The 16,169-nt window shown below is 26.5% G+C and carries 15 protein-coding genes; 7 read left to right on the top strand and 8 right to left on the bottom strand.

Annotated features, from left to right (window positions below; all coding sequences use genetic code 11):
• Positions 1–125: 125 nt before the first annotated feature.
• Positions 126–3,425: an ATP-binding protein gene (locus IPP08_09760; GenBank protein QQS66047.1), complete on the bottom strand. Its 3,300-nt coding sequence runs from the start codon at positions 3,423–3,425 to the stop codon at positions 126–128.
• A 196-nt stretch (positions 3,426–3,621) separates the two neighbouring features.
• Between IPP08_09760 and IPP08_09765 the strand changes: the two genes are divergently transcribed.
• Positions 3,622–3,834 carry a hypothetical protein gene (locus IPP08_09765; GenBank protein QQS66048.1) on the top strand — a complete coding sequence of 71 codons (213 nt, stop codon included), beginning with the start codon at positions 3,622–3,624 and terminating at the stop codon, positions 3,832–3,834.
• A gap of 107 nt (positions 3,835–3,941) precedes the next feature.
• Here the strand turns inward: IPP08_09765 and IPP08_09770 are convergent, their stop codons facing one another.
• From IPP08_09770 to IPP08_09780, 3 genes are all read right to left on the bottom strand, one after another.
• Positions 3,942–4,952 carry a M42 family metallopeptidase gene (locus IPP08_09770; GenBank protein QQS66049.1) on the bottom strand — a complete coding sequence of 337 codons (1,011 nt, stop codon included), beginning with the start codon at positions 4,950–4,952 and terminating at the stop codon, positions 3,942–3,944.
• 69 nt (positions 4,953–5,021) lie between these two features.
• Positions 5,022–5,909 carry a carbon-nitrogen hydrolase gene (locus IPP08_09775; GenBank protein QQS66050.1) on the bottom strand — a complete coding sequence of 296 codons (888 nt, stop codon included), beginning with the start codon at positions 5,907–5,909 and terminating at the stop codon, positions 5,022–5,024.
• Positions 5,910–5,988: 79 nt separating this feature from the next.
• Positions 5,989–6,399, bottom strand: a complete 411-nt coding sequence (locus IPP08_09780; protein QQS66051.1) for a rhodanese-like domain-containing protein — start codon at positions 6,397–6,399, stop codon at positions 5,989–5,991.
• 271 nt (positions 6,400–6,670) lie between these two features.
• Here IPP08_09780 and smpB point away from each other — a divergent pair, with 271 nt between their 5' ends.
• From smpB to IPP08_09795, 3 genes are all read left to right on the top strand, one after another.
• Complete coding sequence (gene smpB, locus IPP08_09785; GenBank protein QQS66052.1) at positions 6,671–7,132, top strand: SsrA-binding protein SmpB; 462 nt, start codon at positions 6,671–6,673, stop codon at positions 7,130–7,132.
• Positions 7,133–7,273: 141 nt separating this feature from the next.
• Positions 7,274–8,332, top strand: a complete 1,059-nt coding sequence (locus tag IPP08_09790; GenBank protein QQS66053.1) for a class I fructose-bisphosphate aldolase — start codon at positions 7,274–7,276, stop codon at positions 8,330–8,332.
• A 213-nt stretch (positions 8,333–8,545) separates the two neighbouring features.
• On the top strand, positions 8,546–9,904 hold the full coding sequence (locus IPP08_09795) for a hypothetical protein (protein QQS66054.1): 1,359 nt from the start codon (positions 8,546–8,548) through the stop codon (positions 9,902–9,904).
• 51 nt (positions 9,905–9,955) lie between these two features.
• Here the strand turns inward: IPP08_09795 and IPP08_09800 are convergent, their stop codons facing one another.
• Entirely contained in the window at positions 9,956–10,360 is a 405-nt protein-coding gene (locus IPP08_09800) for a hypothetical protein (protein QQS66055.1), read from the bottom strand.
• 203 nt (positions 10,361–10,563) lie between these two features.
• Here IPP08_09800 and IPP08_09805 point away from each other — a divergent pair, with 203 nt between their 5' ends.
• Both IPP08_09805 and IPP08_09810 read left to right on the top strand, forming a co-directional pair.
• A complete protein-coding gene (locus IPP08_09805; GenBank protein QQS66056.1) occupies positions 10,564–11,160 on the top strand; it encodes a sigma-70 family RNA polymerase sigma factor in 597 nt (198 codons plus the stop codon).
• A gap of 50 nt (positions 11,161–11,210) precedes the next feature.
• The gene (locus tag IPP08_09810; protein QQS66057.1) at positions 11,211–11,744 is read left to right on the top strand and encodes a hypothetical protein; all 534 of its coding nucleotides are present in this window, start codon (positions 11,211–11,213) and stop codon (positions 11,742–11,744) included.
• 67 nt (positions 11,745–11,811) lie between these two features.
• Here the strand turns inward: IPP08_09810 and IPP08_09815 are convergent, their stop codons facing one another.
• The 3 genes from IPP08_09815 to IPP08_09825 all read right to left on the bottom strand — a co-directional run bounded on the left by IPP08_09815 (position 11,812) and on the right by IPP08_09825 (position 13,747).
• Positions 11,812–12,327 carry a Spy/CpxP family protein refolding chaperone gene (locus IPP08_09815; protein ID QQS66058.1) on the bottom strand — a complete coding sequence of 172 codons (516 nt, stop codon included), beginning with the start codon at positions 12,325–12,327 and terminating at the stop codon, positions 11,812–11,814.
• Between the two features lie 125 nt (positions 12,328–12,452).
• A complete protein-coding gene (locus IPP08_09820) occupies positions 12,453–12,890 on the bottom strand; it encodes a hypothetical protein (GenBank protein QQS66059.1) in 438 nt (145 codons plus the stop codon).
• A gap of 119 nt (positions 12,891–13,009) precedes the next feature.
• Positions 13,010–13,747, bottom strand: coding sequence for an NTP transferase domain-containing protein (locus tag IPP08_09825; GenBank protein ID QQS66060.1), 738 nt, complete (start codon positions 13,745–13,747; stop codon positions 13,010–13,012).
• 87 nt (positions 13,748–13,834) lie between these two features.
• Here IPP08_09825 and IPP08_09830 point away from each other — a divergent pair, with 87 nt between their 5' ends.
• Positions 13,835–16,117 (top strand): bifunctional (p)ppGpp synthetase/guanosine-3',5'-bis(diphosphate) 3'-pyrophosphohydrolase, encoded by a 2,283-nt coding sequence (locus tag IPP08_09830; protein QQS66061.1) that lies wholly within the window; start codon positions 13,835–13,837, stop codon positions 16,115–16,117.
• The last annotated feature ends 52 nt before the right edge of the window (positions 16,118–16,169 follow it).

Genomic DNA, 16,169 nt, shown 5'->3' on the forward strand with positions numbered 1-16,169 from the left:
AAAATAAAGATTGAAATGTATATTATTGTTCTTGACACTAAAATATGTTAATTAGTTACATTTGAAACGAAAATTTATATCAGAATAAACTTACTTCATAATTAAATCATTTACATTGCATAATACTAAATCTTATTTCGAATAATTTCAGCTTCGGCTTGTCTATTCTGTAAAGTTAAAATTCTCTCTAAATAAAAAACTAACTCATCATCATCTGGCATTAGAATTATTGATTTGTAAAACAGTTCTTCTGCAATAGAAAGGTATTCTTCTTCTAACAATTTTTTGCCTATCATTAAGGTTGCATCTCTAATTGCATTTTCCCAATCTTCGCGTAATGATTCATAAAAATCTGAATATAATCCAGGAAAAGGAACATGATCTTTTACAATTTCAAACAATTTAATAAGTTGTTCTCCAGAGTTTATTAGATTGTTCTGCTTAAACAACTTGAGTGCATTTTTAAGTAATAATTGTGCATCTATCAAATCAATATTTACCTCTGTATTTTTAAAATTAATTGGCTCAGAATCAACTTGTTCAAAATATTTTTCGTTCACAATCTCTCTTAATCTGAACCTAACTTTTCTCATCAAACTCTTAGCAATACTAGGGTTAATTTCTTCTGTAACTAAAGTATTAAAGTCATCAAGTGAGAGTTTTTTTGATAACATTTGATTTGCAACTATTGCTCCAATTGCATTCTTTATCCTTTCTCCTCTAACTTTTTCATATTGATTTAACGGTAAAGCAATTGAGAATTCACCTAGAACAGATACTCTTAACTTTGACTCATTGTTTTGAATTTGATTTCGTAATGTTAAATTTGATTTGTAAATTTTTTGTAACTCCGAACCAATTAAATTCACCTCTAGAGAATTAATATATCCCTCGAATTCTTTAATAAAAACTCTAAGGATCTCAAATAATTCTCTATCTAAAAACCAAATTGAAATTGAAGTTAATGTGTCCTTTATTTTACTTTTTATTGTTTCAGATGTATCCTTTAAATAAAGCAAATACCTAATAACTGATATTTTGAATGATACTGTTCTTAAAGTTAAGTTATCTACAATTAGAAATTTTATTATTACGGATTCATTTTCTCCAAATGTTTTATTGTTTTTTATTGGCTCTAAAATGTCACACAATTGATTATTAGAATTTTCTGAAACAATTTTATTTATTTCGAAATAATTCTCTATGATTTGATAATATAATATTCTCATTTCAATAGGTAATATCTTGATATTCACATCAAAATTCAAATCAATTTTTTCTAATAGATTCACTAATTTTTTTTTATCTAATCTAAAATTAACTCCATAAATTAACAGAATAAATAAATTCTGTTTTTCATTTGGATATGTATTTATAAAGTCAAGACATAATGATTCAACATTTTCAATATTTTCATTTAGTAAAATGTTTGAAAAAATTCTATAAATCTTACAGTTAATAATAGAAGTGTTATGTGAAATTTTATTTGATTCAATTTCAGCTCTTTGCAATAACTCAACACCTTTTTTTATTTCTCCAATCCTAATCAAAAATCTAACCATTGATACAATTGTTTCAACTGGTAAATATTTTATTTGTTCTAGTCTTTTGAGTAACTCTTTCTTTTTATTAATTTCTGAAATTGAATTAACTTCAACTAATAGTAAAGATCCTCCAACAGTTTTAAGTAATCCCTCACGGAGCTCTAACTCCAATTCATAATCATTACTTAAAAGGTTAAACTGGTTTTCAATTACTTTGATAATTTCAATATTATTTTTAATAGAAAACAAATCTAAAGCAATAGCTAAGAAACCGTCAAGACAACTTATGTAGTTATCTGAATATCTCAAATCAGGGAATTTGGTTATAATATCCAATACATTTTTAAATTCTGACAACAACGAATAATTTTCTGGGGTACTATTATTTTTCGACGAAATTAGATTTTTAGAATATACATAAAGCAGTAAAGCATTTAACCTAACATCACCTTCCTCAATCGTTTCAAAATTCTTTGTTGAATCAACTAATTCAGTAATTTGTTTTAAATATTCATCCTCTGCAATGGATTCTCTAATAGAAAATAAATATCCACATTTTAGGGCTGCTTCCATTCTATTATAAACAGTTACATCAATTTTAACTTTTAAATATTTAAGAATTTTTTTTGCACAATTAAATACTTTTTGAGAATATTTATTTTCACTTGTTTGTGCTACTGTTGCATGAATATCTAAGATATTTTCAAATGTTAATATTAAATCATTAATGTCTAGTTCATTAAAATTTATTTTTAAGAAATTTTCAAAATAAATGAAAGAATAAATAGGTAAATTATTACAGATTATTGAAGTATATTTTTTAGAATTAAAAGTACTCAAATGTTGCATACTTTCATACACTATACTGTTTGAGAATGCATAAGTTGGAAATATACTATTCGTGCTCCCAGAAATTGCCCTAACTGAATAATGTGATTCAACTATAATTCCATTATCAACTAATGTGTTAATAATTTTACTATCATCACCTATTAATATGTTGGCTGCTTCAATAGAAAATAACTCGCCAAGAGATGCTAATGTTTTTAAGTATGATAACTCAGAGTTGTTTAATGTTAATAATATCCCATCACATACAGATTTGGCACATTTCATAATTATAGAATTACATTTTTCATAATCATCTTCAAAAAACCATCCATTTGCTTGAAGTGATATAACATTTTCTTTAATTAGAGCTCTTAACGAAGACCTGAGAACTAATGCATTTCCTTTTGTATGATAATATAATGATTCTATAATTGAATCAATAGGATTTGTATCAAAAATGAGTTTCCATAATTCAATTATCTCTAACATACTTAGCCCATGAATTTTAATTTCATCCTCCAAATATATTTCAATAATACTCCTGATTATACCTCCAATTGGTCTGGATATCAATACAATAGAAAATGATTCATCGCTTAATGCATCCATAATTTGAACAAGTTCCGACTGAGAATTTTTGTTCATCAAATTAACATCTTCAATTACTAAAGTTGTAATTTTAATTCTTGACAATTTTCTTATAATTTGAATAATTTCAGATAAGTTATTTGAGGGTGATGATCTAATTAAATGTAAAGTTGATTCAGAATTAATGGTATTTGAAATTAGAGTTAATAAAGATGATTCCGACTCAGGGTAAAATTTTAGATGTAGAGCAATTATTTTATTTTTACTCAATTCTTCTAAGAGAATCCTTACAAATGAAGATTTACCAACACCAGCCTCACCAGTTATTAAGCATAATCTTAAATGATTTGCAATAGATGTTTTCTCAATAAATTCTTTTGCTTGTTTGATTAGATCTAGCCTACCAATCAGGGGTAAATTCCCATAACTGATAAATGATTTTAGTTGCGAATCTGATAACATTTTTTACTTTTTTTAGGTTATAAAGTAAGTATTCTTAGTTCTAAAATTTAAAGATATAGTAAAGTTTGTATTTTCAAATAAGATGTTCAAGGAGAATTTCATTTATATGAGTAAATATATATTTTGGAACGAGTTGCAATTTAAAATGGAACACTTAAACATTAACTTGTTATTAGTTATAAAAAATAAAATTAATATGGAAACGAACTCTAACACTGTTTTAAATCTAAAAAGTACAATTAAAGTATGTATTCATTGTGGTGTAACTCAATTAGAGGGTCAGGATAAATGTTCAAATTGTGGTGAAATTTTAAACATAGAATGTAATTGTTGCAATAAAATTATTAGGCAAAATATATTTAACTATTGTCCAAATTGTGGAGTAAAAATAGTTATATTAATCAAATAATGTTTTAGTGAAATATTATCATATAAAAATATTTTGAATTCTAAACAACTCCAGGTGTAAATAAAATTGCTTGATTAATAAGAAATTAAATTACATCTGGTTTTTATTTAATCATCAGTTGAAATATATTTCAAACATAATTGTATAGTTGCCTCTATGCCATCTTTATGTGTTCTTTCCATTCCGTGAGAGGCAGCAACACCTGGACCAATAAGGGCTACACGAAATTCATTTCCGGCAAGCAATGCAGCAGATCCATCTGAACTGTAATAAGGATAAACATCTACTTTATAAGCAATATTGTTTTTCTTACAAATTTCAACTAACTTTTTCCTAAAATTATAGTCATAAGGTCCAGAATTATCTTTAGCACAAATTGAACAACTAAACTCATCTCCTTCAAGTCCATCTCCTAAAGTACCCATATCAATAACCAATAATTCTTTTATTGTTGAGGAATATCCGCAAGTACCACCATGACCAACTTCTTCATAATTTGAAAAAAATATTTCAACTGGTAAATTTAAATTTTGTTCTTTAATTCTTCTAGCTAATTCCAATAAAACAAAACAACCTGCTTTATTATCCATGAATCTTGATTTGATAAATCCACTTGGAGTTTCATGATACTTAGTTTCAAAAGCTATTATATCTCCATTATTTATACCCAATTTTTTTACATCATCTTTATTTTTCACTACCTCATCTATTCTAATATGCATATTTGCAGTTGTTCTTTCAGTATTCCCTGCACCTCTATTTGCATGTGTTGAAGGGTTGTTTAACAACATTGTTCCTGTATAAATTTTTCCTTCTAATGTATAAATTCTTACATATTCACTTTCAAAACTTGGTAATAGAGGTGAACCAAGTAAAGAGAAAGATAAAGTTCCATTTGGGTTTATACCCGAAACAATAGCACCTAAAGTATCGGTATGAGCAGCGATTGCAATTTCTGGGTTGTTTCCAAAAGAACATTTTACAGCTCCTTTATTTGTGTATTGTGGTTCCCAACCATATTCTTTTAGAATATTAAAAATATATCTGCATGAATTTTGGGTGTACCCTGTAGGGGAATCAATAGCTACTAAATTTTCTAATGTTTTACAATTTAACATTCAATATATTTAAACTTGAGTTTAATGATTTTCTACTTTTTTATTATTAAAATATTACAAGAAATAAATTTAATCAATATACCTTTTAGTAATTTCAGAATATGAATCAATCCTCCTGTCTCTCAAAAATGGCCAGTTCCTTCTAACATTTTCTAATCTATTTAAATCTATATCAGCAATTAAAATTTCTTCTTTATTACTAGATCCTTCTGCCAAAATTACACCTTGTGGATCACAAATAAATGAGTTTCCCCAAAATTCTATGCCTGCTCCATCTGTATTATATTTTTCATGACCAACTCTATTAACTGATGCTACAAAAACCCCATTTGCAATTGCATGACCTCTTTGCACTGTTTTCCATGCATCTAATTGATTCATTCCATGAATGTCTTTTTCATGCGGATGCCAACCAATTGCTGTTGGATAAAATATCACATTTGCTCCAGCAAGAGCTGTAAGCCTTGCTCCTTCTGGGTACCATTGATCCCAACAAACAAGTGTTCCAAGTTTACCACATGAAGTATCAAATGCCTTATATCCTAAATCGCCTTGAGTAAAATAATATTTTTCATAGTATGATGGGTCATCTGGAATATGCATTTTGCGATATAAGCCAATAGTTTTACCATTCCTTTCAAAAACTACTGATGTATTATGATATAAACCTGGTGCTCTTTTCTCAAACAAAGATGCAAAAAGTACAACCCCATTTTCAAGTGCTGCCTCAGATAACTTTCGAGTAGTTTCGCTCGGAATTGGCTCAGCTAAATTAAAAGATTCTACATCTTCACTCTGGCAGAAATATTGTGATTTAAAAAGCTCAGGTAAACAAACTACATCAGCTCCTAAGTTTGCGGCACTTTTAATATTGAAAATTGCTTTCTCTAAATTATCTTGAGTATCTAAAGTGCAGCTCATTTGTATTAAGGCAACTTTGAAAAATTTTACATCCATTTATTTAATATTTTTTAGAGTTAACAAATTGAAAATAAATATATCATAATTTATTTTTATTTAGTTTTAGAAACAATTGTTAAAAAATTTTCTCACCTTTTTTTAACCACAAACCCCATATATGGTCATAAGCATGAATTTTTTTTGTACTTTTGTTATTCAAATCATAAATTGGTGAATTATTATTTACCCATTCAAAAATTCCACCATATAGATTAGAAACGTTTGTGTAATTGTTGCTTAATAACTTCTCAGATATTTTCTCACTTCTATAACCAACTGAACAATATACAACAATTTTAGAACTCTTGTCTATTCCTTTTAATCTTTCTAAATTAAAATCAGAATATCCAACCCATATTGAATTTTTAAGATGACTCACATCATATTCTTTTTTCTCTCTAGAATCTAACAATATAACATCATTACTTTTTTCTAATTGACTAACTGTAACTTCTCTAACAGTATGTGATAGTAATGATTTTAACATAATATTATAAAAAGGATTTTGCACTTTTTGTGAAAATGATATGCTAAAGGTATTTATAAAAATGATTAAGATTAAAATAAATCTTTTCATTATAATTTGATGTTAATTAAGTTCGTATTTCTAATATTCAAAATTAGATAAAAGTTTCAACTGTTTTTTATTTAATTAGTAATTTTTTAATTTTCATAATTATTTTAATTTTACTTATAATAGTTGAAATTGAATAATATTTAAATCAAAAAAACCTTGTACTTCAAATAAATATATTCTTATGAAAGATCAAAATAAAGAAGAGAGAATAAAAGTTATAATATCAAATAGAAAAGCAAGATTTGAATATGAAATATTAGACAAATATGAAGCAGGGATGGTTCTTGTTGGTACTGAAGTTAAATCAGTCAGAAACGGTAAAATATCTCTTCAAGAAAGTTATGCTACAATAAATAAAAAAGGAGAAGTTGTACTTGAAGGCTGCACTATTCAGCATTACACTCATGGTAATATTAATAATCATGAGCCAACAAGACCACGAGTGTTATTATTACACAAAAAAGAAATTTTCAAGATAAGACAAAAAATTCTTGAAAAGGGACTTACTTTTATCCCTTTAAGAGTTTACTTCAAAGGTAATAAATTAAAAATTGAACTCGGAATAGCTAGAGGAAAAAAACTTTTTGATAAAAGAGAAACTATAAAGTATAGAGATATTTCAAGGGTGAATAGAGAAGAATAATTTCAAATATTTGTAACAATTTAATATTATTTTTTTACTATTTCTATGTACTCTTTATCTTTAATTTTGCACAAAATATTAAACTGAAAATTTCAAAAATATTTGATTACCTATTAAATTAATTTAAATTATATTTATTAAATGATAAACAAAATCCTTGAACTTTTAGGTTCGGAAGCTGATGCTTTATTAAATCATAATTGTACAACTATTCCAAAAGAAAATCTTCATTTGCCATCAAAAGATTTTGTTGATAAAGTATTTGTTAATTCTGATAGAAATTTGAGGACTCTTAATAACCTTTCTAGAATATATAATTCAGGGAGATTGCAAGGTACTGGTTATATGTCAATATTGCCTGTTGATCAAGGTATAGAGCATGCTGCTGGTGCATCATTTGCTCCAAATCCTATCTATTTTGACCCGGAAAATATTGTTAAATTAGCTATTGAAGGTGGATGTAATGCAGTTGCTTCAACTTTTGGGGTGCTTGGAATTGTAGCAAGGAAATTTGCTCACAAAATTCCATTTATTGTAAAAATTAATCATAACGAGTTATTAACTTATCCAAATAAACATGATCAAATAATGTTTGGTACAATAGATCAAGCTTATGATATGGGAGCTGCAGCTGTTGGTGCAACAATTTATTTTGGATCAGATGAATCTACCAGACAGATCACAGAGGCAGCAAATGCATTTGCTTATGCTCATGAACTTGGAATGGGTACAATTCTTTGGTGCTACTTAAGGAATCCAGCATTCAATGTTAAGGGGGATAAAGATTACCATCTTTCAGCTGATTTAACTGGTCAGGCTAATCATTTAGGAGCTACAATTCAAGCTGATATTGTTAAGCAAAAATTACCTGAAAACAATGGAGGTTACAATGCAATTAAATTTGGTAAAACGAGTAAAATTGTATATGATTCTTTAACAACTGATAATCCTATAGATCTATGTAGGTATCAAGTTGCAAATGGATATATGGGAAGAATTGGATTGATTAATTCAGGGGGAGCTTCAAGTGGGGCTACAGATATGGCTGAAGCTTTAAAAACTGCTATAATAAATAAAAGAGCTGGTGGAGCTGGTTTGATTTCTGGTAGAAAAGCTTTCCAACGACCAATTAATGAAGGGATTGAATTGTTAAATTTGATACAGGATGTTTATAATTGTAATGATGTTACAGTTGCTTAGTTAAGCTTTTTTTATTTTGATATATTTTAGCCAAGGAATTTGTTCCTTGGCTTTTTTTTTGATTAAATTTTTAACTTAAAAATTTGTGCACGATTAAGTATCTAAAAATGACTTCAACAAATTCTTAAAATCATTATCTTTGATAGATTCTTTTTTTTATTCGATATAGGTTTTCTATCTTGTAGTTACTTTCAATTTTAATTAATTCTTTAAATGTTGAAATTTACTTTAGTACTTTTTTTGATATCATATTTTTCTCTCAATTCTCAAAATATTTTTTCTCCTGTTAGTTCTGGAAAAGCTCATGCAACTGTTGCAACTAGCAAAGGGTTAGATGCTATATTTTCAAATCCTGCTAGCCTGGATGATAAATCTGATTCAAGTGTTTTCGAGTTGTCAGTCTATAATTTTGGAGGTAAAATTGGTAAAACTTATCTTAATTCTAGTGAGTTAAATAAAATATTCGGTTTTAGTGGAAGTGAAACAGTAGACAGATCTGAGTTAGCACAACTTTTAGAAGATGAAAAATTGTTTTTAAACATAGGAATTAACTTGATTACTGCGAAACTTTCACTTGGGAATAACGGTACATTAGGTATTAATTTTGGCACTAGATTATATTGTAGGTTAAGATTCGATAATCAACTTGTGAAATTAATTGAAACTAGTAATATTGGAATTCAAGATTATTTGATAACTAATAAAGGAGTTGGTGGAGCTTGGACTCGTGAAATTGGAATAACTTATTCTAAACAATTTTTAAATTACAATGAATTTTTCTCAGAATTATCTTTTGGTATTACTCCAAAACTAATATTTGGTATTGCCTCATTAGAACTAGATGAAAACAGTATTATTTCTACTAATCAAATTAATGTCCGCGGAAGTTCTGGTTACAGAATTCGTGGGGGATTTAAATTTTCAGCCTCTCATCCAGATAACTTCAACCTATCTGAAGAGTTAAGTAACTTCACAACTAATTTCTTCTCTCCTTCATCAGGATTTGGTATTGGGGTTAACTTAGGTTTCCAAACAGTTTTTATTAAAACAGCTAATAGTAAATATAAATTCGGTGTAGAATTACAAGATCTTGGAAAAATAAATTGGAGTAATCAAGTATTTAAACGTTCTTTAGTAAATTTAGATGATACAATAACAACTGGTGCAATATCAAACGATAAGTTTAAAGAATATTCAGGGGAACTCAAAACTGGTGGAGAATTTTCAACTGAACTCCCAACATCCATTCGTTTGGGTTTTGGTGCTGAATTTATTAAGTTAAATATTTCATTTATAACACTTGATTTTGAGAGTGAATTCCCCTTAACTAAAATTGGAGGAGTTTATTCAAATCCAAGATTCGCTATTGGTAGTGATATAAAAATTATGGATTACTTATCTTTAAGAAATGGCTTTTCTTTTGGAGGTAATGATGAATTTGGTATTGGGTTTGGAATAGGTCTAAATCCAATATCAAATTTAAAATTTGATATTGGATCTAGTTCATTAAACAAATTTTTTACTTTGAAACAAATCGATTTTTCAGCAAGATTGAGCTATGTAATTTTATAATAAAAAAGTAGTAAATCCAATCTTTAATTTCGTTTTGTGGTTTTGTTAAATTTAATCCTTTAAGTCTAAAGAAGATTTTATAACTTCTAATTTTTCTTTTTCAATATTTTTAAGAGTAACTTTTAAGTTCATTAGATGAAATATTATTAAAGACAAACCTCCTGCAATCAACATTAAACATACTCCAAATGTATCCATATTTTCAACTTCAAATGTTTGATTTATCCACCATGTTACCATGCCTGCAATACCCATAAACAGTGCAACAATACCCCATTTCAAATTAGTTAAAGTTTTATTATCATTTGATGTAAATGGTAATGAGAGTTTATCTAATTCACCAGGTACTAATCCTTGTGTTATTAACGACATCCTTTCTTTATGTCTATCGTTATAAAATTTCCATGAAATTATTGTCCAAAAAAATGTAAGAGGAACTAAAATTGTAAAATCCATTTTGATTGTTTATGATTACAGTTTGAATTAATATTATTTATCGTTTTTATATTTGACCAACCTTTAATTATTTTTGTTGCATAAAATATTATTTTTTAGATAAATTTTTTCTTTTTTTAAATTTTAATAATTAATTGATTTTTCATGCAACAAAATTGTGATAGAATATAGTCTAATTATTTATTATTGAAATTGCAAAAACTTTGAAAAATACATTAGATAAAGAAATAGTAGATAGGATTTTGCAAAATGATAAATCTGCTTTTATTGATTTGATAAATCGATATAAGAATAAAGGATTTTCATTGTCTATGAAAATACTTAAAAACAAAGAAGATGCAGAAGAAGCTTTACAAGATTCATTTATTAGGGTTTTTAATGCTTTAAATAATTTCAACTGGAATTCTTCTTTTTCTACTTGGTTCTATAGAATTGTTTTTAATGTATGTTATTCAAGAACCCAGGCAGGAAGTGAAAAATTTTACAAACTAGGATCTTCAATTAGTGACATGGAGGAAGGTGGTGTTGATAGCATAGGATCTAATAAGATGACTCCAGATACAATTTTAATCAATAGTGAAATAGAAAAAATTGTAAATGAAGAAATTGAAAAACTACCTCCACATTATTCAATTGTTCTAGATTTATTTCTACTTCAAGAGCAAAGTTATGAGGAGATTGTATCAATAACTGGAATTAATATGGGTACAGTTAAAGCACAAATTAGCCGAGCAAGGATTATATTAAGGAATAATGTTGCTAATCGACTTGAATTAAATAGTTTAGCAAATATCTATTAGTTATTTTTTTATTAATATCTTAGTAATTAGTTTTTAATTTTTAAACTAAAATGGATCATTTAACACAAGAACAAATCCAACTTTGGATTGATTTGGAATCACCTAACTCCAAGGAGGTGGCAATGCATATTCATATTTGTAAAAAATGTGCAAAAGAAGTAGAATTCAATGTTCTGATAGAAAAATTTGCTTCATCAACAAATGAAAATAATATTACAACATTAAATTTTACAAACCAATTAGTTAGTAAAGTTTATCCTTTGAATTTAAACTATCTTAAAGAACAAACTTTTTTAGAAAAGTATAGTTTATTAATATTGACTTCTCTTTCAGTTCTTATTGGTTCATTAGTTTACATTAACAAACCTGTATTTGCTTCAAAATATTTACCTAATTTAAATCTTAAATCATTTTTTGAATTATCAATTTCAAAACTAATTAATTTATTTGGAGTAAACATAAGTTCAATCTTACACCTAACTTATGATCCTTTCTTTAAGTTATTAATTGTTTCAACATTAATTATTTCATTCCTTTTCTTTATAGATAAAATTATTAAAAATGTAGTTTCAAAAAATCATTAATTGATTTTATAAAAAAGTCGAGTTTGTAGAATTACAAACTCGACTTATAAATTTGAAAATCTGATTTCTAGTTAATTTTTGCTCCATTATTCATTTCGATTGTACCAGCATCTTTCTTTTCTTTTCCTTTACAGCATCCTTTTTCTTTTTTATCTCCACAACTTTTATTTTTATTTCCACATGATTTCATCATCGTATCTAACTTTAATTTTTGTTCTTCAGTTAACAAATTTTTAATATCAGATTCTAATTTTTCATGAGCTAATTTAATTTCATTAGCTTTAGCCTCAATTTGAAGTTTTACCTCTGAAAGTCCAGTAGCTTCTCCTTCAGATTTTATTAGCTTTGCTTTATTCTTTAACTCTTTAATTTCATTTCTTGTAGTTTCAGTAGAAGTTTTAAATCCTTCCTTTAAAACTTTCATTTTGTCCTTTTGTTCTTGAGTTAAATTAAGTTTTTGCATACATTGATCTGGTCCACAAGCTTTTTTATCTCCACCACAGTTTCCTGATGCAAATAATGAACTTAAGGATACAATTGAAATCATCAATAAAGTGCTTAAATATCCGATTGTTTTTTTCATTTTTTAAGTATGATATAGTTAGTTTATATGTTTTTTTATCGACGAAATAACAGACTCAAAATTATACATATATAACATTAAATAAAATAAATATTATTTAATAAATCTGTACATATAATAAATTTTTATTTAATTATTTTATCTTTATGTTCGCTTTCTTTGCAACTTTTTAATAATTGTTGTAGTTCAGTATTTTGATAACTAGTTAAAATCCCTTTAATGTCTGACTTTAACTCCTTTCTTTTAGGTTTTAATACTTCAATTCTGTCTTTTAATAGAGGTTTAATTTCATCAATTTTTATTTGATTATTTGCTGTTTTTGCATTTTTCAACTCCATTTTTAATACCTTAACCTCATTAATTGAACTTTTATTTTCATTTTTAAATTTTTCAAAAAGAATTTTTATTTTACTCTTTTGTTCATTACTTAAATTTAATTGTTTCAGTGCTTCTCTAAAACAATTAGCTCTTTTTAGATCTTTGCTAATAGTTAATTTTACTGATGTTAAACTGAATACTAATATCAATACAAGTATTCCTATTCTGTTTAATAATCTTTTCATTTTAATTTTATTTTTAATTATAATTTGAATAAATAATTTATTATTTAAAAGTTAGTTACATCAAAATTAAAATGGTTCCAAAATATTTATTTTTATCAAATTATTTAAGCACTTAATATTTAATAATTATTTTTTTTCATAAAAGTATTTGTTTCATTCAATTTACTTATAGAACCTATATCAAACCAATAACTTTCATCACATAACACTCCTTTAATTATCTCACCATTTTTAGCTAAGTTCAAATATATATCTCTAATAGAAAACGATCCATTTTGGATTATTTTATTAAAAATTTCTGGAGATATTATATGAATACCAGTAAATCCTAATCTGTAAAATTCATCTCCTATTATGTTTTTGTCCATAATTTCTTCACAATTTAAATTTCCATATCCACATAAATTATATTCTGAATTGAAAATAAAATATCTATCAGATTTTCTATTTTGAACTGCTAAAGTTACTAATGAATTATTTGTTTGGTAATTTTCATATAACTTGTTTAGATTGATATTTGAAACTATATCAACGTTATGAAGTAATATTGGATACTCTTTTGAGAAGTACTTTTCAGCATATTTCAAACCTCCTCCTGTATCTAGTAATATATCAACTTCAATTGAAATTTTAATATCCAAATCGAAGTAATTTTTATTTTTAAGAAAATCAATTATCAAATCTTCATAATGGTGAACATTTACTATTATTTTTTGTACACCAAAAGATTTCAATCTTTTAATAACTCTTTCTAAAACAGTTATTTTATTAACTTCAACAAGTGCTTTTGGTAAATAATCTGTTATTGGTTTAAGTCTGGTTCCTAATCCAGCAGAAAATATCATTGCTTCAATCATAAATTCAAAAATAACGTAGTTATTATTTTCTTAAGTATATTATTATTTATTTTAGTGTAATATTATCGATAACTCCTTATAAAGAATATGTCAAAAGAAAATCATTCTATATTAAATCGTGATAATTTTAGTACAGAATCTAATCCTTTTTTAACCGAAGAGTATAAAAATGAATGTTTAGATAGATTACTTAATTCATGCAAAGCACATTTCAAAATTTTTGATTCAGATTTAATTAAAAGAGCATTTTATTTATGTTATGATGCTCACAAAAAAATGATACGAGCTTCTGGAGAACCTTACTGGACTCATCCTTGGAATGTTGCAATGATTGTTGCTCAAGAAATTACTATTGATGATGTTTCTGTTGCAGCAGCATTATTACATGATGTTGTAGAAGATACTAATTTTACAATTGAAGATATAAAAGAGGAATTTGGTTTTGAAATTGCAGAAATTGTTGATGGTGTTACAAAAATTGGAGGTGTATTTCATAGTTATGAAGTTTCACAAGCAGCTAGTTACAGAAAGTTACTCTTATCTATGGTAAATGATGTAAGAGTTATATTGGTAAAGTTTGCTGATAGACTTCATAATATTAGAACATTATCATTTTTACCTATTAATAAACAAATCAGAATTGCAAAGGAAACCTTAGAAATTTATGCTCCATTTGCAAATAGATTTGGTTTAGCAAAACTAAAATGGGAACTTGAAGATTTATCATTTAAGTATATAAACCCTGATGCTTATAATCAAATAAAAAATGGATTAAAAATAAAGCGAGAAGAACGTGAAAACTATATAAATTCTTCACTAGATTTACTTAAATCTAGATTAGATAAAGAAGGTTTTACATACCAAATTGCAGGTAGACCAAAACATATTTATTCAATATATAATAAAATGAGAATCCAAGGAAAAGATATTGATGAAATACATGATTTATTTGCATTAAGAATTATTTTAGATACTATAAGTCCTAATGATTGTTTTACTGTATATGGAATTATTTCTGAGGTTTTCACTCCTGTCCCTGAAAAGTTTAAAAACTATATATCAGTACCTAAGAAAAATGGGTATCAATCTATCCATACAACTGTTATTGGTCCTAACGGTAAGCAAGTGGAAATTCAAATTAGAACTAAAAAGATGCATGAAATTGCAGAACGAGGAGTTGCTGCTCATTTTCTTTACAAAGAATCAACTGATGCAGTTCGTAATCCATTGATAAGTATTGATAAACAGATGGAGGATTGGGTTTCTTGGATGAGAGATGTATTTGATAAAGCAGGCTCAACAAACGCTTCACAAGAAGTTATTGAAAGTTTTAAAATGAATTTATTTCAAGATGAAATTTATGTTTTTACACCAAAAGGAGAATTAAGAATATTACCAAAAGGATCAACTCCAATTGATTTCGCTTTTGAGATACATTCTGCTGTTGGGCTTCATTGTATAGGAGCAAAAGTTTCAGGTAGAATTGTTCCTTTGAATTCAGAATTAAAATCTGGAGATCAAATTGAAATATTAACTTCAAAAAATCAAACCCCTAGTTTAGATTGGGAAAAATTTGCATTTACTCATAAAGCTCAAAATTCTATTCGCAAATTTTTCAATGAATCTAAAAGATTAAAAATAAAAATTGGTAAAGATGCTTGGCAAAAGATATGTAAAAAAGAAAAATTTCATATAAATGATGATGACTTAGAAAACATTTGTTTAGCTTTAAAATATAGTAATACAAATGAAATGTTTTTTGAGATTGCAAACGAAATAATTACATCTGAAAAAGCTTTAACTTTAATTAAGGAAAAACTAAAACCTTATGTTATACTAAATCAGTCAGAAGATCAATCTTCTGAAATTATTCATTATGATAAGTTTATTAAAGAAGCTAGATTTTCAAATGGAATTATTGTGAATGGCGATGTTAAAGGGTTGAATTATTCTTACGCAAGATGCTGTAACCCAATTCCTGGTGATTTAGTAATGGGTGTCATTTCTTCTGGAAAAGGAGTAATAGTTCATCGTTCAAATTGTAATAACATTATTTCTTTACTTCAAAAACCAAAAATTAGAAATCAAATAGTTGACGTAAATTGGGATACTAATAACAGCATTGAATTTTTATCTGGAATTAGAGTATCAGGTCTAGATCGAGCTGGTATTTTAAATGATGTTACACATGCAATTTTAACATGTGATAATACTAACATTAGAAGTGTAAACATATATTCTAAAGATTCCATTTTTGAAGGTTATGTTACTCTAATTGTAAAAGATTTACCTCATTTGTTAAAACTAATGGAGCGATTAAGAAAGATAAGAAATGTTAAATTAGTTGAGAGATTTGAACAATTGACTTAAGTACTAAACAGTAAAAAGGCGATTATTTTAAAAATAATCGCCTTTTTTAAAT

Source organism: Chlorobiota bacterium (assembly GCA_016700335.1).
Lineage (GTDB): Bacteria > Bacteroidota > Ignavibacteria > OLB7 > OLB7.